The following is a 26246-nucleotide window of genomic DNA, read 5'->3' as shown; positions in this document are numbered from 1 at the left end:
TGGCGATAGCGCAATTGCATTCAACAGTTTCGTTGACTGGCCCGCCGCCATCGCCAGCAAGCCGGCTCCTACAAGGGAAATCATTGCGTCGGAGGACTGTGAACGGCCCAGCGACCTTCTCGAACTCAACAGGAGTTTCAAATGGCGAAGAAACCCAAGGCAGCCACGTTTATCAAGGACCCGCTCTGGTACAAGGATGCGGTGATCTACCAGGTTCACGTTAAGTCTTTTTTCGACTCAAACAACGACGGGATCGGCGACTTTCCCGGCCTTATCGCCAAACTCGATTACATTGCCGACCTCGGCGTCAACACCATCTGGCTGTTGCCGTTTTATCCCTCGCCACGACGCGATGACGGTTACGACATCGCCGAATACCGTGGCGTGCACCCCGATTACGGCACCATGGCCGACGCCAAACGCTTTATCTCTGAAGCGCACAAACGTGGCTTGCGGGTGATTACCGAACTGGTCATCAATCACACCTCGGACCAGCACGCGTGGTTCCAGCGCGCGCGCAAAGCCAAACCCGGCTCGGCCGCGCGGGACTTTTACGTCTGGTCCGATGACGATCAAAAATACGACGGCACCCGCATCATTTTTCTCGACACCGAGAAATCCAACTGGACCTGGGACCCGGTCGCCGGCCAGTACTTCTGGCACCGCTTCTATTCCCACCAGCCGGACTTGAACTTCGATAACCCGCAGGTCATGAAAGCCGTGCTCTCGGTGATGCGCTATTGGCTGGACATGGGCATCGACGGCTTGCGTCTGGATGCGATTCCGTACCTCATCGAGCGCGACGGCACCAACAACGAAAACCTGCCCGAGACCCACGATGTCCTCAAGCAGATCCGTGCCGAAATCGACGCCAATTATCCCGATCGCATGCTGCTGGCCGAGGCCAACCAGTGGCCGGAAGATACCCAGTTGTACTTCGGCGACACCGATACAAAAGGCCTGAACGGCGACGAATGCCACATGGCCTTTCACTTCCCGCTGATGCCGCGGATGTACATGGCGCTGGCCCAGGAAGACCGTTTCCCGATCACCGACATTCTGCGTCAGACCCCGGAAATCCCGGCCAACTGTCAGTGGGCGATTTTCCTGCGCAACCACGATGAGCTGACTCTGGAAATGGTCACCGACAAGGAGCGCGATTACCTGTGGAATTACTACGCCGCCGACCGTCGCGCGCGGATCAACCTGGGGATTCGCCGTCGTCTCGCGCCGCTGATGGAGCGTGATCGTCGTCGCGTGGAATTGCTCAATAGCCTGTTGCTGTCGATGCCCGGCACACCGACGCTGTATTACGGCGATGAAATCGGCATGGGCGACAACATCTACCTCGGCGACCGCGATGGCGTGCGCACGCCGATGCAATGGTCGATCGACCGTAATGGCGGGTTTTCCCGCGCCGACCCGGCGAGCCTGGTGCTGCCGCCGATCATGGACCCGCAATACGGCTACCTGTCGGTCAACGTCGAAACCCAGGCCGGCGACCCGCATTCGCTGCTGAACTGGACCCGCCGCATGCTCGCGGTGCGCAAACAGTCCAAGGCCTTTGGCCGTGGCACCCTGAAAATGCTGTCGCCGAGCAACCGCCGGATTCTGGCCTACACCCGTGAATTCACCGGGACCGACGGCAAGCACGAAATCATCCTGTGCGTGGCCAACGTGTCCCGCAGCGCGCAAGCGGCAGAGCTCGACCTGTCGGCCTACGTCGGCATGGTGCCGGTGGAGATGCTCGGCGGGAATGCGTTCCCGCCGATTGGGCAATTGAATTTTCTCCTGACCCTGGCACCGTATGGCTTCTATTGGTTTGTACTGGCAGCAGAAAACCAGATGCCGAGCTGGCACGTCGAGCCGGCGCAAAGCCTGCCGGACTTCACCACGCTGGTGCTGAAGAAACGCATGGAGGAACTGCTCGAAACGCCGTCCCGTGGCACGCTGGAGCAGAGCATCTTGCCAAGCTGGTTGCAGAACCGGCGTTGGTTCGCCGGCAAGGACGCTGCCATCGACAAGGTCAACCTGGCCTACGGCGTGCGTTTCGGTGATGCGCAGCATCCGGTGCTGTTGAGTGAAATCGAAGTCACCAGCGGCGGCCAGACCAGTCGTTACCAATTGCCGTTCGGCTTCATTGCGGACGATCAGGTCGGGCCGGCATTGCCGCAGCAACTGGCGTTGTCGCGGGTGCGACGCGGACCACAGGTGGGTTTGATCACCGATGCCTTCAGCCTCGAACACTTCATCCGCGCCGTGCTGTCAGCCATGCAGGACAACACGGTGTTGCCTTCCGATGGCGGCGAAATCCGCTTCGAGCCGACTGCCGCACTGGCCGGCCTGGGGCTGACGGCGGAATCGGAAGTGCGTTACCTGTCCGCCGAGCAGTCCAACAGTTCGGTGGTGGTGGGCAAAACCATGGTGCTGAAGCTGATCCGCAAGATCGCCTCGGGCGTGCACCCGGAACTGGAAATGAGCGCGTACCTGACCAACGCAGGCTTTGCCAATATCTCGCCGCTGCTGGGTTCGGTGGTTCGCCGCGACGCCAAGGGCGAAGACAATCTGCTGATGATCGCCCAAGGCTATTTGAGCAATCAGGGCGATGCGTGGGAATGGACGCAGAACAACCTCGAACGGGCGCTACGCGATGAACTGGCCGACGCGATGTCCGAGCAGGAGCAGCATTACAACGCTCTCGGCGAGTTGAAAGACTTCGCCGCAATGCTTGGTCAGCGCCTGGGTGAAATGCACCTGGTGCTGGCGGCGTCTACCGACGACCCGGACTTCGCCCCGCACGTCACCACGCAAAAAGACGCCCTGGCCTCGGCCAAGGATGTCGCGGCGCAACTGGAGCACGCGCTGAAGTTGCTCAAGCAGCATCAAAGCGAACTGAACCCGGCAGACAAAACCCTGGTCAGCCGTTTACTGGACAACAAAAAAGCCATCCTCGGCCATGTCCAGGAACTGGGTAAAAAAGCAGTCGGTGGTCTGCGGATTCGCGTCCACGGCGACTTGCACCTCGGGCAGGTGCTGGTGATCAAGGGGGATGCGTACCTGATCGACTTCGAAGGCGAACCGGCACGGCCACTGGCCGAACGTCGCGGCAAACACAGCCCCTATAAAGATGTCAGCGGCGTGTTGCGTTCCTTCGACTACGCTGCGGCGATGACGATCAACGTACACAACGCCGATCAGACCTCCGATGTGCAGGCGGCTCGCCAGCGCGTTGCCGATCGCTATTTAAGTGAAGCGCGACAGGCATTTGTCGACGCTTATCGGCTGGCGGCAGCTAGTCTTGCTCATGCGTGGCAAGATCCGGAAGGCGAGGACGCCGCGCTGGCGTTGTTCGGTCTGGAAAAAGCGGCGTATGAGGTGGCCTATGAGGCAGAGAATCGGCCCACCTGGTTGCCCGTGCCGTTGCACGGTTTATATGGATTATTGAGTGGGCTTAAACCCTTTTCCGATCTTGGTGGAGAGTAGTCATGAGTTTCTCGAACAAGGAACAGGGTCACGCTAGAGAGGCGTTACTGCCCAGGTCCCGGGACATTGATGCGCTGGTACGCGCTGAACATCACGACCCCTTTGCAATCCTCGGCCCCCATGGCGATGGTGCTGGCGGGCAATTTATTCGGGCTTATCTACCTGACGCGCTGAGCGTGCAGGTGCTGGCCAAGGACTCCGGCGAAGAACTCGGCAGCCTTGAAGCCACCCAGACGCCGGGGTTGTTTGTCGGGCATTTCGAGCACGCGCAGCCGTATGTGCTGCGTACCCGTTGGGCCGGTGGCGAACAGGTGTCCGAGGACCCTTACAGCTTTGGCCCGTTGCTCGGTGAAATGGACTTGTACCTGTTCGCCGAGGGCAATCACCGCGACTTGAGCAGTTGCCTCGGTGCGCAGCTGAAAAACGTCGACGGCGTCGACGGCGTGCGTTTCGCCGTGTGGGCACCCAACGCCAGGCGGGTGTCGGTGGTCGGCGATTTCAATAACTGGGATGGGCGTCGCCACCCGATGCGCTCGCGTCACCCGACCGGCGTCTGGGAAGTGTTCATCCCGCGCATGCAGGCAGGCGAGGCTTACAAGTACGAGATCCTCGGTGCCCACGGCATTCTGCCGCTCAAGGCTGATCCAATGGCCCTGGCCACCGCGCTGCCGCCGGACACTGCGTCGAAAGTCGCCTCACCCCTGAGCGTCGAATGGCAGGATCACGCGTGGATGCAGGCACGCGTCGAGCGTTCACAACCGAGCGCGCCGCTGTCGATCTACGAATTGCACGCTGGCTCCTGGCAGTGCGAACTGGACGATCTGGGCGAAGTCGCGCGTCAGTACACCTGGCACGAACTGGGTGAACGGTTGATCCCGTACGTGAAGGATCTGGGCTTCACCCACATTGAGCTGATGCCGATCATGGAGCACCCGTTCGGCGGTTCGTGGGGCTATCAACTGCTCTCGCAATTCGCCCCGAGTGCGCGTTACGGTTCACCGGATGACTTCGCCGCGTTCGTCAACGCCTGTCACCTGGCCGACATCGGCGTCATCCTCGATTGGGTGCCGGCGCATTTCCCGACCGATGTCCACGGCCTGGCGCAATTCGACGGCACCGCGCTGTACGAATACGGCAACCCGCTGGAAGGTTTCCACCAGGATTGGGACACGCTGATCTACAACCTCGGACGCACCGAGGTGCACGGCTACATGCTGGCGTCGGGGCTGCACTGGCTCAAGCATTTCCATGTCGATGGCCTGCGCGTCGATGCGGTGGCGTCGATGCTGTATCGCGATTACTCGCGCAAGGCCGGCGAATGGGTGCCGAACCGTCACGGTGGGCGGGAGAACCTTGAAGCGATCGACTTCCTGCGTCACCTCAACGACGTGGTCAACCTCGAAGCCCCTGGCGCACTGGTGATCGCCGAAGAATCCACCGCGTGGCCAGGCGTGAGCCAGAGCACCCAACAGGGCGGCCTGGGTTTTGATTACAAATGGAACATGGGCTGGATGCACGATTCGCTGCATTACATCCAGCAGGATCCGGTGTACCGCGCGCATCATCACAACGAACTGAGTTTCGGCCTGGTATACGCCTGGTCCGAGCGCTTCATTCTGCCGATCTCCCACGACGAAGTGGTCCACGGCAAACACTCGCTGATCGACAAAATGCCCGGCGACCGCTGGCAGAAATTCGCCAACCTGCGCGCGTACCTGAGCTTCATGTGGGCGCATCCGGGCAAGAAGCTGTTGTTCATGGGCTGCGAGTTTGGCCAGTGGCGCGAGTGGGATCATGATCAGCAGCTGGATTGGTACTTGCTGCAGTACCCGGAACACCAAGGCGTGCAGAAACTCGTTGGCGACCTCAACCGGTTGTACCGCGAAGAACCGGCGTTGCATGAGCAGGACGACGTGCCGCAAGGGTTCCAGTGGTTGATTGGCGATGACGCGATCAACAGCGTTTACGCGTTCCTGCGCTGGAGCAAGGATGGGCGGCCGGTGCTGGTGGTGGCCAACTTTACGCCGGTACCGCGCCAGGCTTATCGCATTGGCGTGCCGTTTGCGGGGCGCTGGACTGAGGTGATCAACAGTGATGCGGCGACGTATGCCGGTTCGAATTACGGGAACAGCGGCGGGGCGTCTACCGAGGAAGAGGCCAGCCATGGGCAGGCGCTTTCCTTGGTGCTGAATTTGCCGCCGTTGGCGGTGTTGATGTTGCGGCCGGAGGGTTGATCTAAAAACGCGTCGCTGCCATTCGCCAGCAAGCCGGTCTCGCTCCCACAGGGGTCACGCTGTACCTGTGGGAGCAGCGGTGCGACGACCCGGCTTGTCCGCGATGGTGTCAGCCGGGACAACGCATTTCATGAAAACCGACGCTCACCAGCGCATCCGCACGCCAAGGCTGCCAATCAGCCCATTCAAATCATTTTCATCCACACTGCTGCTGTAATCGGCACTGACATACAGGCTCACGGCGGGAGTCACTCTGGCCACCAGGCCCAAACCCACTTCGACCGTCGATGAATAGCGGCTGGTGCTTATCTTGTCGACCTGATCCAGGGTCACGGTATTGCCGGTGTACACCGTGTGCCACAAGTTGGTCCGCACATACGGTTCGACCCCGAGGCCGTTGATGTCGTAGCTACCTTTCAACCGTGCACCGACCCGGCCGCTCCAGGATGTCAGGTCGCTGGACGAAGCGTTGCCGGAACCGGCGTACGGGGTGTCCAGGGTGATGCGCTGATTGATCAACTGCGCCTGGGGTTCGACGACCCAGTTGTCGCCCAGACCAATCGGAAAGCCGCCTTCCACCGAGAAGGTGACTGCGCTGCCTTCGGCGGCTTGTCGCGCCCCTTGTTCATTACGACTGAAACCGTTGACCCGACCGCCACTGGCCGTCAAGTCGACGTGCCAGCCCTGTGGGCCGGTCAGGCTCCAGTAGGCGCCGAGGCTCTGGCCTTGCAGGTTGAGGGTGTCGGTGTTGGGGTCGGCAAGGGCGCGACTGGTCAGCAGGCCGTTGCTGTTGCCTTGAAACTGGCTCATCCCGCCGATCAGCCCGACCTGCTGGGTATGGCCACTACCGCTTTGAAGGGTGAGGATCGCCGGGCCTTTGAATTCGTTGGCACCAGGAATGCTGAATCCCTGGGACAGATAATCGGTTTGTGCCTGACGCGACGCCTGTCCATAGAGCTGATCCCAGGCCGAGGGCGCAGCGTCTTCGATGGTCAGGTGTGAACTTCGCAAATCAGGGTTGGCGCTGAAGCGGCCAGGGTAGGTGTTAGCGAGCGCGGGCAAGGTGAGCACCGGGACCTCCTGATCATACCAGGGGGTTGTTTCTTCCTCGGCAGGCGAGGCCTGCACTTCCATGGATGAGCACAGCAAGAGTGAACTCGACACCGTGCAAAAAGTAACTTTGATCTCTTGTGGGGTGAATGAAGTTTTCATGGAGGTCTACCTTGCAGTCGCATGTGGTATCTCGCTCTGGCGTCTCTCCTACCCCTGATTGAGGGGCGACCGAATGGACTGGGGCAAGCCGCTGGCGGCCCGTTTTGACGGGTGTCTGGGGGTTGCTCCGGGTGGTACTTCCGGGGGTAGTAACGTCAAGTCAAGAAGACCGATGGCGTCGCGTCAAGAAAATGAACGATAAGCGGTATGTCTATTTTGGCCGTTGCAACTGATTGTTTTTTGGCGCTTATCTAAGTTCTTGTTTGTACGAAAAATCATCGTGAAAGTATTGTTCCAGAGGCGTTTGAGCAGCCGACGGTCGGTAAGAAAGTCGATGTGAACGGCGAGATTCACTGGCGCATCCCTTAGAACATTACTGTCAATATCAATGATGCCTGACGGATCATGCCTGAAACACTAAAGACGCACTTCCACTGCCAACGGCAAATGGTCCGACAGATGCGTCCACGGCTTGCTGCCCAATATCCGCGGGTCATGGCTGCTGGCATTGCGCAGATAAATCCGGTCCAGTCGCAGTAGCGGAAACCGTGCTGGATAGGTTTTTGCCGGGCGACCATGGTGGCGCTCGAATGCTTCGTGCAGGTAGTCGTGGCGGGCTAGGGCGGCGTTGCCTTGTAGCTGCCAGTCGTTGAAGTCGCCGGCGATGATCACCGGTGCATCGTCGGGTAAAGACTCGAGCAGTTGGCAGAGTAACTGGAGCTGCAACTGACGATGACTTTCCAGCAGGCTCAGGTGTACGCAAATCGCGTGGACTTCGGCGTGGCCCGGTACGTCGAGCAGGCAATGCAGCAGACCGCGGCGCTCGGGGCCGGTGATCGAGACGTCGAGGTTGCGGTATTCGCGGATCGGGTATTTTGACAGCAGCGCGTTACCGTGGTGACCGTTGGGGTAGACCGCATTGCGGCCGTAGGCGAAATCGCTCCACATGCTGTCGGCCAGGAATTCGTATTGCGAGGTCTGTGGCCAGTTGTTGAGGCGGGAAGAATGGCGTTCGTGTTCACCGACGACTTCCTGCAGGAACACCAGGTCGGCGGACGTACTGCGTACCGCTTCACGCAGTTCCGGGAGGATGAAGCGTCGGTTTAGCGCGGTGAAGCCCTTGTGGGTGTTGACCGTCAACACCCTGAGTCGATGAATCGCCGGCGGCGTGTTCAATGGCTTTGCTTCGACGGTCTGGCGCTTGGAATCACTGGTCACTTTGACTCCTCTGAATCAGGCTGGCTTATGTATGCGACTGATGCGGGGGCGGGCAGTTCAGTTTGAGCATTTGCAGGGGGCCGACTTGCCAGTGATGGCGTCCGCAAGAATAGCGCAAGGTTCGAGGGCCTCATCGCCAGCAAGCCGGCTCCTACAGGGGTGGGGGCAATTTCAAACCTGTGATCGACACAACCTTGTAGGAGCTGGCTTGCCGGTGATGGCGTCTTCAAGATTAGCGCAAGGTTCGAGGGCCTCATCGCCAGCAAGCTGGCTCCTACAGGGGCGGGTGTAATTTCGAGCGGGTGATCGACACAACCTTGTAGGAGCTGGCTTGCCGGCGATGGCGTCCGCAAGAATAGCGCAAGGTTCAAGGGCCTCATCGCCAGCAAGCTGGCTCCTGCAGGGGGCATTGGTTTAGACGAAGACGATTTCATAGGGCAACCGCATGCGCTCCAGCAGTACCCGGGGCAGCAGCGGGGCGATGCCGATGGCGGGTTCGCCGTCGAGCTGGCTGGCGTAGGCGTGGGTGGCGTGGCTTTTGCGCGCGACGGTCCAGGTGTCGAGGCGAACCTTGCGGGCGCGGTGCCACGGGATCAATCCGCGATCACGCGAGGGCCAATGCCACGCCCAGACGGGTACTTCGTTGAACGCTGCACCGACCGAGGCGGCAGCTTTGGCACTGGCGCGGCCGACGACGTCGTGGTCGACATTGCCGTCCTCGCTCCAGGTGCTGAACACCACATCACCAGGCCGCAAGTACCGCGCGATGAATTGAGTCAACTGAAGCTCGCGCTCGGCCAGGGCGTTGTCGGTGAACCCACCGCGAATCCACTTCAGGCTGTGCATCGGCAAACCGAGGCGGCGCAAGGCTTCGACGCTTTCCTGGGGGCGAAACACGCTGAGGCGTTTCTCCGACCATTGCTGTGACCCCGGATGGCTGGCGCTGCCGTCGGTGATCGAGATCAATTGCAGGGGATGGCCCAGAGCGCTGAGTAATTGCAGCAGTCCGCCGCAGGTCACGACTTCATCGCCGGGATGCGGCGCGATCACCACGGCGCGGGCGCCGGGCGGGACCAGGGTCTGGGTGTTGATGACGGGAATGTTGTCGAGCTGAGGCGCGTTGTTCCAGATCTGTGCAGTAAGGCTGCTGTCGCTGATGGAAACGGATTTCATCGGGCTACGTCCTTGTTCTAATTGATAGCAATGTGCCGCTCTCCGAACCCTGGATTGCCGCGAGCAGAGTATTGCTCAAGTCACGCTATTCGTCGCGTCGATGTTCCCACCGGTGCATATTTTTCTCCGGGCTGTGCCAGGTCGCGCAATTTTCGCTGGAGTCGCTCCAGTGTCTGGCCGCTGCCTGGCCATGTAGAAACCCCCGTAGTTTCATTTCACTCTTCTTCCTCACGCTGCAATTCGAACAGCAGCAGCGAACGGCCGGTGACCGAATATTCGTGGCCGAACTCGAAGCGCTCCTGACCACGGATCGATGGCTGATTGGTGTCGACCATGCAGGTCCAGAACCTGCCATCCGGCACTTGCGGCAAGGTGAAATTGACGATGTCGTGGTGCGCGTTGACCACCAATAGCAAGGTGGCATCACCGCCCTTGCGGCGAATCCCGGTTTCCTGGGCTCGGCCATCGAGCAACATGCCGAGGCATTTGCCGTGGGATTCCTCCCATTGTTCTGTGCTCATCTCGCTGCCATCCGGTGCCAGCCAGGTGACGTCCTTGACGCCGATGTCCTCGTTGTAATTGCCCACCAGGAAGCGCCCGCGTCGCAGGATCGGGTAGGCCAGGCGTAACTTGATCAGGCGTTTGACGAACTTCAGCAACGCCTTGCCATCTTCGCTCAGGTCCCAATTGACCCAGCCGATTTCACTGTCCTGGCAATAGGCATTGTTGTTGCCGTCCTGGGTGCGGGCGAACTCGTCACCGGCCACCAGCATCGGCGTGCCCTGGGATAGCAGCAGTGTGGCGAAGAAGTTGCGCATCTGCCGCTGGCGGAGCGCATTGATTTCCGGGTCGTCAGTCGGGCCTTCGACGCCGTGGTTCCAGGACAGGTTGTTGTTGCTGCCGTCCTGGTTGTTCTCGTCGTTGGCTTCGTTGTGTTTTTCGTTGTACGACACCAGGTCGTTGAGGGTGAAGCCATCGTGAGCGGTGACGAAGTTCACTGACGCGTAGGGCCGCCGACCACGCTGATTGAACATTTCACCGGAGGCAGTCATCCGGCTGGCGAAGTCAGCGAGTTGGCCATCGTCGCCTTTCCAGAAGGCGCGCACGGTGTCGCGGAATTTGTCGTTCCATTCGACCCAGCCCGGTGGAAAGCGACCGACCTGATAACCACCGGGACCAATGTCCCACGGCTCAGCAATCATTTTCACCTGGCGCAATACAGGGTCCTGGCGGCAGGCAACGAGGAAGCTGTGACGTTCATCGAAACCGTCGTGGTAGCGCCCGAGAATGGTCGCCAGGTCGAAACGGAACCCGTCCACGTGCATTTCCGACGCCCAGTAACGCAGGGAGTCGGTGACCATTTGCAGCACGCACGGGTGACTCAGGTCCAGGGTGTTGCCGGTGCCGGAATCGTTGATGTAGAAGCGCTTGTCGTCGGGCATCAAGCGGTAATACGAGGCGTTGTCGATGCCGCGCATCGACAGGGTCGGGCCCTGTTCGTTGCCCTCGGCGGTGTGGTTGTACACCACGTCGAGAATCACCTCCAGATTGGCTTCGTGCAGGTGCGCGACCATTTCCTTGAACTCGGCGATCTTGCCGCTGGCCAGGTAGCGCGGGTCCGGGGCGAAAAACGCGATGCTGTTGTAGCCCCAGTAATTGGTCATGCCTTTGTGCAACAAGTGCTGGTCATTCACGAACGCGTGAATCGGCAGCAATTCCACGGTCGACACGCCGAGCTTGCGGATGTGTTCCAGCATGTCATCGACCATCAACCCGGCGAAGGTGCCACGCACGTTCTCGGGGACGGACGGGTGACGCATGCTGAAGCCGCGCACGTGAGTTTCGTAAATGATCGTTTTGTCCCACGGCACGCTGACGCGATGGTCGTGGCCCCAGGTGTGCGCCGGGTCGATCACCTTGCATTTCGGTACGAACGGCGCGCTGTCGCGTTCGTCAAAACTGAGGTCGGCGTCGGGGTGGCCGATGGTGTAGCCGAACAGCGCCTCGGACCATTTCAACTGGCCGACCAGTTGTTTGGCGTAGGGGTCGATCAACAGTTTGTTGTGATTGAAGCGATGCCCGTTGGCCGGGTCATACGGGCCATAAACACGGTAGCCGTAGATCAGCCCCGGATGAGCGTCGGGGAGGTAGCCGTGGTAGATCTCGTCGGTGTATTCCGGCAGCTCGATGCGCTCCAGTTCGACCTCGCCGGCGTCATCGAAGATGCACAGTTCGACCCTGGTCGCGTTGGCGGAGAACAAGGCGAAGTTGACCCCCAGACCATCCCAGGTGGCGCCCAGCGGAAAGGGCAGGCCTTCCCGGATTCGCGAAGCCTCGGCCTGAGGTTCTGGCGCGGCTTTTTTTGGACTGGTCATAGATGCTCCTGCAAAAAAGGGGGCTCACACACCGATTCACTGTAGGAGCGAGCCTGCTCGCGATGGACTCCAGAACGACGCGTTTTTCCAGACAATGCGCGTAATCGTTAACGTTCATCGCGAGCAGGCTCGCTCCCACAGTGTTCAGTGGTTTATCGGGGGCGAACGTGCCCACGGTGGCGAGAGGTCGCTCGCCACAAGGTCAGTCAGGACAATGCCGGGAAGCGTCAGACCGCAGGCGGTTTACGCGCTGCGCGAGGTTTCTTCTCGGTGGATTTTTCCCCGGGCGGGATCACCTTTGCCGCAGCGGCCGGTTTCGCCTTGGCTTTGGTTTTCGGCTCGCCAGCCTTGCCGTTGGCGGTTTTGCTGACGGCAGGCTTGGAGCCTGCCGCTTTGCTGCTGGCCGCCTTGGGCGATTTGCTGGGGGCCAGGGCTTCGGCTTCTGCCAGTTTTCGAGCCATCTCCCAGTGCCGGGCTTCATGGCCCTCGGGTTTTCCTTCCGATTCCCAGATCTGATAGGCAAATTCGCGGATGCGTTTATCGTCGGTACTCATCGCTATGCTCCTGAACTGAACTCAAAGTTTTGGATAAAGAGATTGACCGGGAAATCCCCCAGCGCGGCGCCAATTATCAGCTCCTTGTGTTCTGTGACTGCGACGCTGGAAAAAAGTCCCTTCAGATTTTCGGCAGGGGTGGTAAACGGTAATTTGACTCGCGTATCGCCCCACTGCGGCGCGCCGACATGGGGTATGGCACTGTTTTTCAGCAGGTCTGCACAGCGTATCGGGACGATCACGATGGCCTGCTTCTGGTTGTACGAGCGCGCAAATGCCAGCACCCGGTGTGACTCGCGGCCGACCACTTCCAGCGCTTGATACGTCCCGCGTTGAAACAGCTCGGCCTGTTGGGCGCGCAGGCCTAATGTGCGCGCGATCAGGGTTTGTTTGATGCGTCCGTCACGCCAGTTGGCCAGCAGTTCCGGCAGTTCTGGCGAACGTTGCATGGTGTGTTGGCGACTCGCGTAATCCACCGGGCGACGGTTGTCCGGATCGACCAGCGAGAAGTCCCAGTACTCGTTGCCTTGGTAAAGGTCCGCAATGCCCGGCACGGTCATGCGCAGCAAGGTTTGCGCCAATCCGTTGAGTGCGCCGGGGGCGGCGATGGACGTCACGGCTTTGCTCAGGGCTGCGCGCAGCAGCTCGGCTTCGGGGCTTAGCAGCAGACGTTCGATGAACGCCTGGGTCGCACGTTCATACGCATCGTTCGGCGCGCTCCAGCTGCTTTGCAGCTTGGCTTCACGCAAGGCTTTCTGCTGCCACTGCCAGAGACGTTTGACGTAGTCCTCGAGCGCCGGCCGATCGTCGTCGCGCAGTTCCAGCGGCCAACTGCCGAGAATCGTCTGATACAGAATCAATTCATCGCCCGCTGACGGCATCGCATCGTCGTCGCGCACCGGCCGGGCCAGTGTCTGCCAGAGCGGCACCTGCTCGGCGAACCATGCGCTGCGCTCGCTCAACACCGCCAGCCTGGCGCGGGTGTCTTCGCCGCGTTTGTGGTCGTGGGTCGCGGTGGCCAGCAGGTTGTCGGGGAATTCTTCGAGACGATTGAGGCACGCGGCATGAAAGTCAGCCACCGGCGCGCTGAATTGTTCCGTGTTGAACCCCACGTCATTACGCGACAGCAAAACCGCCGAGCGATAAAACGCGGTGTCCTCGACTGCCTTCGCCGCCGCCGGTGAAGTCAACTGCTGAAAACGCACGCAGGCATGCTTGAGCATCTTGCGCGGACGGCCCGCCGGGCGTTTGCGCCAGGGTTCGCCGCCCAGCCATCGAGCCAGACAATCGAGTACCGGCCAATCGGCTTCGCTGAGGTTTTGCCGCGCGCCGTCCATGGCTTGCTGAAAAAAACCATCGTCCTCAGCGGAACGCCCACAAGGGCTGATGTAGGTGCGATACACCGGGAAGTGCACGATCAGTTCCTGCAACGCCCGACGAATCGCGCCGAGGGTCAGGTCGCGGGTCATCACATCATCCCGAGCCACTTGCAGCAGCGCCTGAGCGACACTTTCGAAGTCGCCGGCAAGCGAACCGTTGATAATTTGCTGACGGGCCAGGTGTGCTTCCTGACGGAAATCGGCAGGCCGTTCGCTGTAGCGGTTCCACAATTCGCCGAGGGTTTTCTCACCGGCGGGATCATGTTGCAGCAACGACACCTGGTTCATGAATTCATAACCGGTGGTGCCATCCACCGACCAGTCACGGTGCAGGGTTTCACCTTCGCCAAGAATCTTCTCGACGTAGATCGGCAGGTGTCGGCCCGGCGTCAGGCTGTCGACCCGGCGCCGCAGTTTGCGGCAATAAGCGCGCGGGTCGGCGAGGCCATCGATATGGTCAATGCGCAGGCCGTCGATCAGGCCCTCGGCGACCAGCTCGAAGATTTTTGCGTGAGTGGCTTCGAACACCGCCGGGCGCTCCACACGCAGACCGCCCAGTTCGTTGACATCGAAAAAGCGCCGCCAATTGATGTCATCCGCCGCCGTACGCCAACTGGCGAGGCGATAGCTTTGACGTTCCAGCAACCGGTGCAGGCGCTGGAAACCGTCCGGCGTGAGCGAATCGTAGGCTTGCAGGTTCTGCTTGATGACGTGAAGCAGGGCCGGGTCGCTGGCCAGTTTGCGCAGCTCGTCTTTCAACGGTTTGGCCAGGCGGTGGGCGTCTGTCTGGTAACTCAAGGTGCTGAAACGGTCGGCCAGTGACTTGAATCGCTCGGGATCGTCCTTGAGCAATTCGCCGTAGTCCATCGGGCAAATCGGGAAGTGATGATCGTAGTGTTCGACGTAAAAAGCCCCGTGCTGCGCATCGAAGCGCAAGGGCAGGGTGCCGTCCTGCAACGCCACGCCATAGTCGCTGCCGAGGAATGGCAGCAAGAGCTGACCCTCCATCAACGGATCGGGCGAATGCCATTGAATGTCGAAAAATTCGCCGTACGGGCTCAAACGGCCCCATTCCAGCAAGTCCAGCCACCAGGGATTATCGCCGCCACCGACGGCCATGTGGTTGGAGACAATGTCGAGGATCAGCCCCATGTTCTGCTCACGCAACGCGCTGACCAAACGGCGCAACGCTGCTTCGCCGCCCAACTCCGGGTTGACCGTGCCCGGGTCCACCACGTCATAGCCGTGCATGGAACCTGCGCGTGCGCTCAGCAGCGGCGAGGCGTAGACATGACTGATGCCGAGGCGGGCGAAATAGGGCACCAGCGGCACCGCGTCGTCCAGCGTGAAGCCTTTATGAAACTGCAAACGCAGGGTCGCGCGTGGTTGATTCATCGGTCACGCTCGGCCGCCTGAAGCCGCGCGCAGGCAAGCAATTCCAGACGTCGGGCCGCGTCCAGGTCATCGAGCAGGGCTTCGCTGGCACCGGGCAAGCGGCGCGACCAATTCGGATGGGTGTCGATGGTGCCGGGCAGGTTGGCCTGTTGTTCGATGCCCAGGGCATCCTCCAGTGGCAGCAACACCAGCGGCGCGCGGGTATGGCCGAGGAAGCGAATGGCTGCGTCGAGTATCTGATCGGTCTCATGGGACTCTTCGCGGAAGTTCTGCGGGTCCTGGCTCAACGCCCGGCGCAGGCCTTCACGCTCGCGTTCGCGGTGACGGCGCCACTCGATTTCACCCGTGGCGTCGACCAGGCCCAATCGGGCATTCCAGTCGATATCGTGGCCATGCCACCAGCCGTTGAGTGTCGGCAAATCATGGGTGCTGGTGGTGGCCAGTGCGTTGTCCGGCCAGTCGAGGATCGGCTTGAAGTGTGTGTTGTCCTGCTCGAACAGCAACACGCGCATGCCGAGAATCGAACGGGCGATGAGTTTTTCCCGCAGGCCGTCTTCCACCGTCCCGAGATCTTCGCCGAGGACGATGGCTTGATGCCGATGGGATTCCAGGGTCAGCAGGCGCAGCAGATCGTCCACCGGGTAATAAAGATAAGCGCCATCGGCGGGTGATGAGCCGTTGGGGATCACCCACAGCCGTTGCAGGCCCATGACGTGATCGATGCGCAGGCCACCGGCATGGGCGAAGTTGGCCCGGAGCATTTCGATGAACGCACGAAATCCGTGACGCACCAGGCCTTCAGGCGAGAACGCGGAAATCCCCCAGCCTTGCCCGGTGCGATTGAGAATGTCCGGCGGCGCACCCACTGTCAGCGAGGCGAGCAATTCGTCCTGGCGACTCCAGGCCTGGCTGCCACCGCCGTCGGCACCGACCGCGAGGTCAGCGATCAGGCCAATGCTCATGCCGCTACTGCGCGCAGCGGTTTGTGCGCGCTCTAGGCAACGGGTAATCAACCACTGGCAGAAGGCGAAGAAGCCGATGCGCCCGGCGTTCTCTTCGGCAAACTCAGCCAGCGCAGCACTGCGCGGGTCGCGCCATTGCTCGGGCCACTCGCGCCAGTCGAGGTTTTCACCTTTGGCGGCACGGGCCTCCTGAATGGCTTCGAAACGGCAGTGGTTCTCCAGTGCTTCGCCAGCCGCGTGGCGGAAGCTGCTGAAGTCGGCGTGCAACGGGTGTTCGCCCTGGACAAAGCCTTCGTACAACGCCTGCAACAGACGGTGCTTGGCGTCGGCCGCCACAGGCCAGTCAACCAGCGGCTGTTGTTCCAGATGCTTGAGCTCGGCGGCGAGCCCGGTGGCGTCAATCGCCGTGCGCATCGCTCGCTCGCCAAGGATCGCGCCGGGCGCCGCGTACAGACTGTTGAGGAACAGGCGGCTGGACGGCGAATAAGGGCTATAGCGTTGGGTGTCGCTGCTGAACATCGCGTGCAGCGGACTGATCGCCAGCGCTTCGGCGCCACGCTCACCGGCGACGCGGGCCAGATCTTCCAGCGCCTGGGTGTCGCCAAAACCGCCATCGCCGGGACGGCGCAGCGAGTACAGCTGCACGCTCAGCCCCCAGGCGCGAGGGATCGGGCTGTCGACCGCATCGTTGACGCTGTAGCAGCGTGCCGGCGCCACGGCCAGCGTAAAGGATTGGCCGTCGATACTGACGTGCTGATAACCGACAGGAATCAGGCCGGGCAACATCGCCTGGGCATCCAGTTTCAGGTTGAGCCGCGATCCGTCCTCAAGGTGGATCTCGCAGGGGGTCTGCGGCTCGAAATAATGCGCGAGGCTGAGGCCCACGCCAACGTCCGCGGTCAGCAGCGGCGGCAGATGCCGGGTTTGCTGCACTTGCTGCAATTCTTGCAGGCTGGCATCGATCTCCTGGGCGCTGCCGGCCGGATGGCCGAGCCCGGTCAGGACGTTGCGTAACACCGATGGCGCGACTTTTTGTGGGCGGCCGTTGGCATCGATCCAGTCGACGGCCAGGCCAGCTCGGCTGGCCAGTATTTCCAATTGCGCATCGCTCATGGGCGCTCTCCATCCGGGGGTAGCAAAGGGGCTGCGGTCGTGAGGCTGACTAGCGCGCAATACGGGGCAAGGGTGCCCTGATTCAGCAGGTCGGCGGACTTCGGCGGGTGTTCGAACAACAACGAAGTGCCGGCCTGTGGGGAGTGGACCACCGGCTTGTCGCTGAGGTTCAGGTCTATGCGCAGCAGGCTGCCATCGCCCAGTTGCCAGCGTGCGCTCACCGCGCCTGGCGCCAGTGCCTCGGCACCCAACGGGTGTGAACCGGGCAGGCGCGCGATGATCTGCTCGTGGCGGATTTTCAGCAGTTGGCGATACAGCGCGTAAATGGCCGATTGCCCGCTCGCCGTCAGATTCGGCCGTGAGTCTTCGAAGGTTTGCGGCGCGTTCGGGTCGGGAATCTGTTCACGCCTGGCCGGGTCCGAAAATGCATCGAACGCGCAAAATTCGTTACGCCGACCTTCGCGAACGAGTTCCGCCAGTTCGCCGTGATGGCTGGTGAAAAACAGGAACGGTTGCTCGGCGGCAAACTCGTCGCCCATGAACATCAGCGGGATCATCGGCGATAACAGCAACAACGCCGTCGCGGCTTTCAAGGCGTCGGGGTGGGCAAGTTGGTGCAGCCGTTCGCCGAATGCGCGATTGCCGATCTGGTCATGGTTCTGCAAGAACAGCACGAACGCTGTGGGCGGCAAATGACCGCTGGGCTCGCCGCGAGCTTCGCCGTGGCGGTTGGTGTGGCCCTGGAACACAAAGCCCTGGCTCAGGCAGCGTGCCAACTGCTCGGTAGGGTTGTCGGCATAGTCGGCGTAATAGGCCTCGGTTTCACCGGTCAGCAGCACGTGCAAGGCGTTGTGGCCGTCGTCGTTCCACTGCGCGTCGTAGCCTTCCTGCAGCAGGCTGGCCTGGTTGTGTTCGTTTTCGACCGTTAGCCACACGTGGCGCGCCGGGTCGATTTGCTGCCGGATGCGTTGCGCCAGTTCCTGTAGAAAGTCGGGGCTCTTGATCGCGTGCACCGCGTCGAAGCGCAAACCGTCAAAGCGGTATTCCAGCAACCACATCAATGCATTGTCGATAAAGAAGTCGCGCACCTCCCGTCGCCGGAAGTCGATGGCCGCGCCCCAAGGCGTGTGCTTGTCTTCATTGAAGAACGCCTTGGCGTAGCGATGCAGGTAATTGCCGTCCGGGCCGAAGTGGTTGTAGACCACATCGAGCATCACCGCCAGACCATGGCCGTGGGCGCTGTCGATCAGGTGCTTGAGTTGCTCGGGCGTGCCGTAGGACGCCTGGGGCGCGTAGGGCAGAACCCCGTCGTAGCCCCAATTGCGATCACCGGGGAACTGCGCCAGCGGCATCAATTCGATGGCGGTAACGCCCAGCCCGGCAAGCCGCGCCAGGTGCTGCTCGACCTCGACGAAACCGCCGAGCGCACCAACGTGCAACTCGTAGATTACCGCCTCGTTCCAGGGCCGCCCAAGCCAGTCGCGGTGTCGCCAGGTGTAGGCGAGGGGATCGACCACCACGCTGTGCCGATGAATGTCACCGGCCTGAGCGCGGGAGGCCGGGTCGGGCACCTCGAGTTCGCCATCAATGTTGTAGCGGTAACGCGTGCCCGCAGGACAGCGCGTCTTGATCACGAACCAGCCATCGGCCTGAGGCAGCAACGGCAAGGACTGTCCATCTTCCAGTTCGACACTGACAAAAAACGCATCCGGCGCCCACAAGGCAAAACGCGTGTGCTCTGCGTCCAGCATGATTGCGCCGTGGGGCCAGGTCTCAAGGGTCCGTAACGGCATCGTTGAAAACCTCTTACTGTTTGTTCGATTTCCCCAGCGCTTTAGCCACCAGCTGTTCGTAGAGTTCGGCGTAGGGTTCGACGGCTTTGCACCAGTTGAACGGTGCGGCCATGGCCCGGCAACGCATGGCATTGAGCAAGCCAGGAAAGGCGAACACCTTGAAGGCACGGCTCAGGGCTTCCTGATAGCTCTCGACCGTGGATTCGTCGAACAGGAAACCGGTCACGCCATTTTCGATGGTGTCGGCCAGGCCGCCGGTGTTGCGTGCCACCGGCAACGAACCAAAACGCTGGGCGTACATCTGGCTCAAGCCGCACGGTTCATAACGCGAGGGCATCAGCAGGAAATCGCTGCCGGCGAACATGCGGCGGGCGTCGGTTTCGTTGAAGCCGATGCGCACACCGATCTGCCCTGGAAAGCGCAGGGCCAGTTCACGCATGGCCTGTTCTTCTTCCGGCTCGCCGCGCCCGATGATCGCGATCTGGCCGCCGGATTTGACGATGTACTCGGACACGGCTTCCGTCAGGTCCAGGCCTTTCTGATAGACCAGGCGCGAGACCACGGCGAACAGCGGACCTTCGGAGTCGTCCAGCCCGAACAGCTCGCGCACGTGCGCCGCGTTGACCGCTTTGCCTTCCCAGTCACCGATGCTGAACGGACGGAACAGGTGGGTGTCCGTGGCGGCGTCCCAGCTCTCATCGATGCCATTGGGAATCCCGCTGAGCAGGCCTTGCTGGGTCTTGGCGGCGAGAAAGCCGTCGAGGCCGCAGCCGAAGGCCGGCGTGGTGATTTCCTGGGCGTAGGTGGCGCTGACGGTGGTGATGTGGCTCGAATAAGCCATGCCGGCCTTGAGGAACGACATCTTGCCGTAAAACTCCATGCCTTCCTGTTGCAGGGCATGCGCGGGAATGCCCAGCTCGGGGCACGACCCCAGGCTGGTCACGCCTTGATAAGCGAGGTTGTGAATGGTGAACAGCGTCGGCGTGCGTTGACCGCGCCAGTGCATATAGGCGGGGGCCAGGCCGGCGGGCCAGTCATGGGCATGCACCAGGTCCGGGCACCAGTGGATTTGTGCGAGGTTGGCGGCGATGTCGGCAGCCGCCAGGCCCAGGCGGGCGAAACGAATATGGTTGTCCGGCCAGTCGCGGCCGTTATTGGCGCCGTAAGGTGAACCTTCGCGCTCGTAGAGTTCAGGGCAGATCAACACGTAAATGACCAGGCCGTCAGGCATGTCCATGCGCCCGATCTTGCAGGCAGGCAGCGCGGCATGACCACCGAGCTCACCAATAATGTGGATCGGGTTTTCGCTGTGCAGCACTTGCGGGTAACCGGGGATCAGCACACGCACATCGTGCAATTTCGCCATGGCCCGGGGCAGCGCCGCGGAAACGTCACCCAGACCGCCGGTCTTCACCAGGTCGGCGATTTCCGAGGTCACAAACAACACTTTCTTTCTGTTGGGATTCTGACTGACCACCGGCGTCAACGTCTTGGTACCCGTGACGTTGATCGATTGGGCACTTGGGGCACTCACGGCGCTCGTTTCGCCGACCTGCTGATGAGCACGTTCTCCCTGGATATCTAATGCCGTACTGATCATATGAATCTCCCGTGTTGTTGATCTAGTTCTAGGTCTGGCAAACGGTGTTTCGTGGCCAAATCCTGTGGCCGGGCGCAAACGCGCTACGCATCGGTGAGCAAACGCTGCCCATGCGTTAAAGCAGAATGGCTGGAGTGGCCGTTGCAAGGATTGCACCAGTCGCAACGCACCTACCTTTCAGAGGACCGGCCACAAATGGCAAAAGTTTCGATTTTTTTGACACTTTGTGACCGACCGGTTTTGCCCCGCGAAAAGGAGTCTAGGCCAGAACTTAGAGCGGTGAAGGCCAGTTGGCAAAATTGTTCGACAATCGGTTCAAAGCGGTACGGGCGTACCGGATAGGCAGCCAAACGCCCCGACGAAGGGCATGTTTTTTCGCGATTCAGCCCCAAAAAGTAACCTGCCAGTCACATGAATGTGCGAGGGCGATTACGGCTGCGCACTGTTGTGGTGCGCTCGCAGGTCCCGCTTTTGGCCGAACCGCTGCCTTACTGCGGCGCGGGTTGCCTTGTTATAGTTCGGGCCTCATTTTTTGCCCGGTAAAGGATCACTGCCATGTCTCAGTACACTGCGTTCACCGTCGAACTGGCCGATAAAATTGCCCATGTGCAGATCAATCGTCCGGAAAAGATCAACTCGATGAACGCCGCGTTCTGGAGCGAGATCATCGAGATCTTCCAGTGGATCGATGACACCGACGAAGTCCGGGTGGTGGTGCTCAGCGGCGCCGGCAAACATTTTTCCTCCGGTATCGACCTGATGATGCTGGCCGGCGTGGCCAATGAGCTGGGCAAGGACGTCGGCCGCAATGCGCGCCTGCTGCGCCGCAAGATCCTTGCGCTGCAAGCGTCCTTCAATGCCGTCGACAACTGCCGCAAGCCGGTGCTGGCAGCAATCCAGGGTTATTGCCTGGGTGGCGCGATCGACCTGATTGCCGCCTGCGACATGCGTTATGCCGCCGAAGACGCGCAATTCTCGATCAAGGAAATCGACATCGGCATGGCCGCTGACGTTGGCACCTTGCAACGCTTGCCGCGGATCATCGGTGACGGCATGCTGCGTGAACTGGCTTACACTGGTCGCTCGTTTGGCGCCGAGGAAGCGCGCAGTATCGGCCTGGTCAATCGCGTCTACAGCGACACCGCCAGCCTGCTGGACGGTGTCATGGGCATTGCCCGGGACATCGCCGGCAAGTCGCCGATTGCGATCACCGGCACCAAGGAGATGATCAGCTACATGCGCGACCATCGCATTGACGACGGCCTTGAATACGTCGCTACCTGGAACGCCGCCATGCTGCAATCCACTGACTTGCGCGTGGCCATGGCCGCCCATATGAGCAAACAGAAACCCGAATTTCTGGATTGATTGAAAAATGACTTCACGCTGGACCACTGCAGTACTGGACACCGATCAACCGGGCGGCTGGGCCGTTGCGCGCAGCCCCGAAGGCTTCCTGTTCGACGACAATGGCGCGCTGTTCCCGCGTGAATGGCTCAAGCGTCAGGACCTGCCGGTTCTGGCCGAACACGGCATTGGTCATCTGGATGGCGAACCGGTCTACCTGCTGGAGCTGCGCAGTCACAGCGAAGTACCGGGCTGCAACTGGAAAGGCTTGCGGGCGTTCATGCTCGATGGCGATCACGCGGTTTACAAAGTGCTGGGTTATGCCGCGCAGATCGGTACCTGGGCCCGTGAACACCGTTTTTGCGGTAACTGCGGGCAGGCGACCTTGCAGGTGCCGCGTGAGCGGGCGATGTATTGCGAGCCGTGCAATCTGCGCTATTACCCGCGGATTTCGCCGAGCATGATCGTGCTGATCACCCGTGGCGATGAAGTCTTGCTGGCGCGCTCGCCACGGTTTGTCACCGGGGTCTACAGCACGCTGGCGGGTTTTGCCGAGCCGGGTGAGTCCGCTGAAGATTGCCTGATTCGCGAGGTGCGTGAAGAGGTGCAGATCGAGGTCAAGAACATCCAGTACATGGGCAGCCAGTGCTGGCCGTTCCCGCACTCGATGATGCTCGGCTTCCACGCTGAGTACGCCGGCGGCGAGATTGTCTGCCAGGAGGACGAGATCGAAGACGCCCAGTGGTTCAACGTGCACGAGCTGCCGCCGTTGCCGGCGTCACGCTCGATTGCCCGTTACCTGATCGACGTCTATGTGGCGCGGCGCTTAGGCCACGCTGAACCAGTGCTGCCAGGCTAGGCGCACAGTCAGGCCCAGCACCACGGTGATGAACACCGGACGAATGAACTTGGCTCCGCCGCTGATGGCGGAGCGCGCACCGAAGAACGCACCGACCATCACCGACAGGCCCATGCTCAGGCCGATGATCCAGTCCACTTGCCCGGAAAAGATGAACACCGACAGCGCCGCAATGTTGCTGACGAAGTTCATGCTGCGCGCCACGCCGCTGGCCTTCACCAGGTCGATGGGGTACATCAGCAGGCTGCTCACGGTCCAGAATGCGCCAGTGCCGGGGCCGGCCACGCCGTCGTAGAAACCGAGGCTGAAGCCTTGGGTCGATTGCCACTTTTTCTTGATCGGTGCCTCGCTGTCCAGCGGCGCTTTCGGCGTGCCACCGAACAACAGGTAGAGGCCGCAGGCGAACACGATCACCGGCAGCATTTTGTTCAGCCATTCGGCGGGCAGGTAATGCGCGACTACGGCACCGGTCAGCGCGCCGACCAAGGTGCCGACGATGGCGTGCACCCACTGCCGGGGATGGAACAGTTTGCGTCGATAGAAAGTGAAACTGGCGGTGGCCGAGCCGAAGGTCGAACTGAGTTTGTTAGTGCCCAGCACCAGGTGCGGCGGCAGGCCAGCGGTCAACAGCGCCGGCGTGGTCAACAGACCGCCGCCGCCGGCAATGGCGTCGATGAAACCGGCAATGAAGGCGACGACGGCCAGGATGGCGAGGGTGGTGAGGTCAACGCTGAGTTCGAAAGGCATGGAAATGGGCTTATTCGGCGGGGTGCAGCAAAGGGCTGCGGGGAAGGGCCGGTATCTTACCTATATCCAACTTCTGCGGCGACTGGTCTGGCCTCTTCGCGGGCAAGCCTCGCTCCTACAGGGGAATGCGCTTAACCGTAGGAGCGAGGCTTGCCCGCGAAGACTGACTTGCAGGCGCTACATCACTTGGCGGCCGGCCCATTCCCGATCTGCCACACAAACGGCGGTTCAGCCCCGTTAATCTCCCAATCCCCGACAATCCGCGCCTTGTAGATCACCGGATTATGCGAGGACACGGTCCGCGCATTACGCCAATGCCGGTCCAGCGATTTCCCCTGACGCACATCCGAAGCCCCCAGCGCATTGAACAGCTCGGTGGTCGCCCGCTGAATCAGCTCGGACACCACAACCTGTGCTTTTGCCGATTCGAGTTCCGCCGCAACATTCGCCGCCCGCTCCAGCGCATCATCCCCCGAAAACCGCGCCAGATACGCCCGCTGCGCCGGTTGTGCAGCCTTCAACGCGCTAGCTTCGGCGGCGTACACCAGCGCCGCCACTTCACCGACGACTTGTTGAACTTGTGAATCCTCGCTGACGCGCTGGGCATTGCCATGGCTGTAAATACGTTTGCGCTCACATACCTGATGCGCCACGTCACGCAACGCGGCGCGACCGATCCCGCTCAGCGTGGCCAACAACACGAGCTGATAAAACGCCGTCTGGTATTTGAAACGGGTGGCGAAGTCGATGATGTTTTCGGCGTCCACCTCGGCGTCGATAAACCGCGACGTGCCGCTGCCCGTGGTGCGCTGACCGAAACCGTCCCAGTCATCGCTTTGCACGATCCCCGGTTGCCGGGTGCGCACCGCTGCGATGACATCGCCGCCGGTGTCACTGCGCTGTGCGTAGACGTCGATCCAGTCGGAAAACAGGCTGCCGGTGCTGTAGAACTTTTCACCGTTGAGCCGCCAGCCGTCGCCGTTGGGCGAGACTTTGGTGATCACATCGCCAATCGCCACATTGCCGATTTCAGTCCAGGCGCAGCCGACAATGTCGCCGCCGACAAAGCGTTTAAACCACAGATCCCGTGCCGGCCCTGGCGTGGTGTTCAAGCGGTCCTCGGCAAACGCGAAATGCCCGCGCAGTGCCTGGGGCACGTTGGAATCGGCTTCGGCCAGTTCGATCAGCAACTCAAACAGCTGCGGCAGGGTGGCGCCGCCACCCCCATATTCCACCGGCACGCGCACCGCGCCGAAACCGGCTTCCTTCAGCCACTGGATGGGCTCGTAAGGCAGGCTGCGCGACTGTTCACGCTCAACGGCACCGGCGGCGATGCGCTGGAAAATCGGGCGGAATCTCGCGGCCAGCGCTTCATAGTCAATGCCAATGGACAGCGGATTGATTACCTGGTGTTCGGTCATGGGACAGCTCCTTGGATCGGCAGTGGATGCCATGGGGGATTGCATGGTCCATGCCGACCAGGAACAGCCATGATCTGCGGGGCGTACGTGCCTCAATGTGGCCTGAACTGTTGCTGCAGCAACAGCGCCGTAGCAAATTGCCCTGTCACACCCAGAACCCTGTGGGAGCGAGCAGGCTCGCTCCCACAGGGGGCTTCGGTCGCTACAGGAAAGCACTGGCACGGTTGCTGCTCTCACCCCAGGACTTCCTAACGTCCCGAGGACACGTCAATGAGTCAGCAAGCCGTCAAATTTGCCTACTGGGTGCCGAACGTCAGCGGCGGGCTGGTGGTCAGCAAGATCGAACAACGCACCCACTGGGGCATCGACTACAACCGCAAACTGGCGCAACTGGCCGAAGCGGCGGGGTTCGAATACGCCCTGACGCAGATTCGCTTCACCGCCGGTTACGGCGCCGAGTACCAGCATGAGTCGGTCGCCTTCAGCCATGCGCTGCTCGCCGCCACCACCACATTGAAAGTCATCGCGGCGATCCTGCCCGGCCCCTGGCAACCCGCGCTGGCGGCCAAGCAACTGGCGACCATCGATCAACTGACCAACGGCCGCATTGCGGTGAACATCGTCAGCGGTTGGTTCAAGGGTGAATTCCAGGCCATCGGCGAACACTGGCTGGAGCACGACGAGCGCTATCGCCGCTCCGAAGAATTCATTCGCTCGCTCAAAGGCATCTGGAGCCAGGACAACTTCACCTTTCGCGGTGACTTTTACCGCTTCGACAATTACAGCCTCAAACCGAAACCGCTGGGCCAACCGGAAATCTTTCAGGGCGGCAGCTCCCGTGCAGCACGGGACATGGCGGCGCGAGTTTCGGACTGGTACTTCACCAACGGCAACACGCCGGAAGGCATCAAGGCGCAAGTCGACGATATCCGCAGCAAGGCTGCCGCGAACAATCACTCGGTGAAGGTCGGGGTCAACGCGTTCGTCATCGCCCGCGACACCGAAGAAGAGGCACGCGCAGTGCTGGCGCAGATCATCGATCAGGCTGATCCGGAAGCGGTGAATGCCTTTGGCGATGCGGCGAAACAGGCGGGCAGGGCATCACCGGAAGGCGAGGGCAATTGGGCCAAATCAACGTTCGAGGATCTGGTGCAGTACAACGACGGCTTCAAGACCAACCTGATCGGCACGCCGCGGCAAATTGCCGAGCGGATTGTGGCGTTGAAAGCGGTGGGCGTGGATTTGGTGCTGGCGGGGTTTCTGCACTTTCAGGAAGAGGTGGAGTATTTCGGCAAGCGGGTGCTGCCGTTGGTGCGGGAGCTGGAAGCCGAGGCCAGCGTGAAACAAGCCGAAGTCGCCTGACCACCACAAACCCTTGCCG

Annotated in this window: 16 protein-coding genes; 5 read left to right on the top strand and 11 right to left on the bottom strand. The window is 61.1% G+C overall.

Translation table 11 applies throughout. The annotated features are described in order from the left end of the window. Positions 1-141 precede the first annotated feature (141 nt). Together treS and glgB are read left to right on the top strand one after the other, a co-directional pair. Positions 142-3483, top strand: coding sequence for a maltose alpha-D-glucosyltransferase (gene treS, locus KGB24_RS06855; RefSeq protein WP_223416672.1), 3342 nt, complete (start codon positions 142-144; stop codon positions 3481-3483). A 2-nt stretch (positions 3484-3485) separates the two neighbouring features. Beyond that, positions 3486-5717: a 1,4-alpha-glucan branching protein GlgB gene (gene glgB, locus KGB24_RS06850; protein WP_223416674.1), complete on the top strand. Its 2232-nt coding sequence runs from the start codon at positions 3486-3488 to the stop codon at positions 5715-5717. Between the two features lie 144 nt (positions 5718-5861). On the opposite strand, the gene KGB24_RS06845 is transcribed toward glgB, so the two are convergent. The 9 genes from KGB24_RS06845 to glgA form a co-directional block, all read right to left on the bottom strand. Continuing rightward, positions 5862-6929, bottom strand: coding sequence for an autotransporter outer membrane beta-barrel domain-containing protein (locus KGB24_RS06845; RefSeq protein WP_223416676.1), 1068 nt, complete (start codon positions 6927-6929; stop codon positions 5862-5864). A gap of 417 nt (positions 6930-7346) precedes the next feature. Then, entirely contained in the window at positions 7347-8147 is an 801-nt protein-coding gene (locus tag KGB24_RS06840; RefSeq protein WP_223416677.1) for an endonuclease/exonuclease/phosphatase family protein, read from the bottom strand. Positions 8148-8561: 414 nt separating this feature from the next. Further along, entirely contained in the window at positions 8562-9320 is a 759-nt protein-coding gene (locus tag KGB24_RS06835) for a PIG-L deacetylase family protein (protein ID WP_192227257.1), read from the bottom strand. A 215-nt stretch (positions 9321-9535) separates the two neighbouring features. Next, positions 9536-11695: a glycogen debranching protein GlgX gene (gene glgX, locus KGB24_RS06830; RefSeq protein ID WP_223416679.1), complete on the bottom strand. Its 2160-nt coding sequence runs from the start codon at positions 11693-11695 to the stop codon at positions 9536-9538. A 227-nt stretch (positions 11696-11922) separates the two neighbouring features. After that, positions 11923-12249 (bottom strand): DUF2934 domain-containing protein, encoded by a 327-nt coding sequence (locus KGB24_RS06825; RefSeq protein ID WP_223416681.1) that lies wholly within the window; start codon positions 12247-12249, stop codon positions 11923-11925. A gap of 2 nt (positions 12250-12251) precedes the next feature. Continuing rightward, a complete protein-coding gene (locus tag KGB24_RS06820; protein WP_223416682.1) occupies positions 12252-15023 on the bottom strand; it encodes a malto-oligosyltrehalose synthase in 2772 nt (923 codons plus the stop codon). Further along, entirely contained in the window at positions 15020-17098 is a 2079-nt protein-coding gene (gene malQ / locus KGB24_RS06815) for a 4-alpha-glucanotransferase (RefSeq protein ID WP_223416684.1), read from the bottom strand. Before malQ ends, KGB24_RS06820 begins: the two co-directional genes overlap by 4 nt. Next, positions 17095-18891 carry a malto-oligosyltrehalose trehalohydrolase gene (treZ, locus tag KGB24_RS06810; protein WP_223416686.1) on the bottom strand — a complete coding sequence of 599 codons (1797 nt, stop codon included), beginning with the start codon at positions 18889-18891 and terminating at the stop codon, positions 17095-17097. The genes malQ and treZ overlap by 4 nt, the downstream gene beginning before the upstream one ends. A 13-nt stretch (positions 18892-18904) precedes the next feature. After that, positions 18905-20491: a glycogen synthase GlgA gene (glgA, locus tag KGB24_RS06805; protein WP_008026261.1), complete on the bottom strand. Its 1587-nt coding sequence runs from the start codon at positions 20489-20491 to the stop codon at positions 18905-18907. A gap of 555 nt (positions 20492-21046) precedes the next feature. Between glgA and KGB24_RS06800 the strand changes: the two genes are divergently transcribed. After that, positions 21047-21859, top strand: coding sequence for a crotonase/enoyl-CoA hydratase family protein (locus KGB24_RS06800; RefSeq protein ID WP_192416430.1), 813 nt, complete (start codon positions 21047-21049; stop codon positions 21857-21859). A gap of 7 nt (positions 21860-21866) precedes the next feature. Next, positions 21867-22697: an NAD(+) diphosphatase gene (gene nudC, locus KGB24_RS06795; RefSeq protein WP_008026265.1), complete on the top strand. Its 831-nt coding sequence runs from the start codon at positions 21867-21869 to the stop codon at positions 22695-22697. Here nudC and KGB24_RS06790 read toward each other — a convergent pair. Continuing rightward, positions 22665-23444, bottom strand: coding sequence for a TSUP family transporter (locus KGB24_RS06790; RefSeq protein ID WP_008038340.1), 780 nt, complete (start codon positions 23442-23444; stop codon positions 22665-22667). The genes nudC and KGB24_RS06790 overlap by 33 nt on opposite strands. A gap of 182 nt (positions 23445-23626) precedes the next feature. Continuing rightward, entirely contained in the window at positions 23627-24865 is a 1239-nt protein-coding gene (locus tag KGB24_RS06785; RefSeq protein ID WP_223416688.1) for an acyl-CoA dehydrogenase family protein, read from the bottom strand. A 270-nt stretch (positions 24866-25135) separates the two neighbouring features. Here KGB24_RS06785 and sfnG point away from each other — a divergent pair, with 270 nt between their 5' ends. After that, entirely contained in the window at positions 25136-26227 is a 1092-nt protein-coding gene (gene sfnG, locus KGB24_RS06780) for a dimethylsulfone monooxygenase SfnG (protein WP_223414370.1), read from the top strand. The last annotated feature ends 19 nt before the right edge of the window (positions 26228-26246 follow it).

Source organism: Pseudomonas sp. BF-RE-25, assembly GCF_019956105.1.
GTDB classification, from domain to species: domain Bacteria; phylum Pseudomonadota; class Gammaproteobacteria; order Pseudomonadales; family Pseudomonadaceae; genus Aquipseudomonas; species Aquipseudomonas migulae.
This window is presented reverse-complemented; position numbering and strand designations above follow the sequence as displayed.

Bases quoted from the DNA above. Each gene is read 5' to 3' on its own strand.
- nudC (WP_008026265.1), top strand. From the start codon at position 21,867: ATGACTTCACGCTGGACCACTGCAGTACTGGACACCGATCAACCGGGC.
- glgB (WP_223416674.1), top strand. From the start codon at position 3,486: ATGAGTTTCTCGAACAAGGAACAGGGTCACGCTAGAGAGGCGTTACTG.
- sfnG (WP_223414370.1), top strand. From the start codon at position 25,136: ATGAGTCAGCAAGCCGTCAAATTTGCCTACTGGGTGCCGAACGTCAGC.
- KGB24_RS06800 (WP_192416430.1), top strand. From the start codon at position 21,047: ATGTCTCAGTACACTGCGTTCACCGTCGAACTGGCCGATAAAATTGCC.
- KGB24_RS06820 (WP_223416682.1), bottom strand. From the start codon at position 15,023: ATGAATCAACCACGCGCGACCCTGCGTTTGCAGTTTCATAAAGGCTTC.
- treZ (WP_223416686.1), bottom strand. From the start codon at position 18,891: ATGCCGTTACGGACCCTTGAGACCTGGCCCCACGGCGCAATCATGCTG.
- KGB24_RS06785 (WP_223416688.1), bottom strand. From the start codon at position 24,865: ATGACCGAACACCAGGTAATCAATCCGCTGTCCATTGGCATTGACTAT.
- KGB24_RS06825 (WP_223416681.1), bottom strand. From the start codon at position 12,249: ATGAGTACCGACGATAAACGCATCCGCGAATTTGCCTATCAGATCTGG.
- KGB24_RS06845 (WP_223416676.1), bottom strand. From the start codon at position 6,929: ATGAAAACTTCATTCACCCCACAAGAGATCAAAGTTACTTTTTGCACG.
- malQ (WP_223416684.1), bottom strand. From the start codon at position 17,098: ATGAGCGATGCGCAATTGGAAATACTGGCCAGCCGAGCTGGCCTGGCC.
- KGB24_RS06790 (WP_008038340.1), bottom strand. From the start codon at position 23,444: ATGCCTTTCGAACTCAGCGTTGACCTCACCACCCTCGCCATCCTGGCC.
- glgX (WP_223416679.1), bottom strand. From the start codon at position 11,695: ATGACCAGTCCAAAAAAAGCCGCGCCAGAACCTCAGGCCGAGGCTTCG.
- KGB24_RS06835 (WP_192227257.1), bottom strand. From the start codon at position 9,320: ATGAAATCCGTTTCCATCAGCGACAGCAGCCTTACTGCACAGATCTGG.
- glgA (WP_008026261.1), bottom strand. From the start codon at position 20,491: ATGATCAGTACGGCATTAGATATCCAGGGAGAACGTGCTCATCAGCAG.
- treS (WP_223416672.1), top strand. From the start codon at position 142: ATGGCGAAGAAACCCAAGGCAGCCACGTTTATCAAGGACCCGCTCTGG.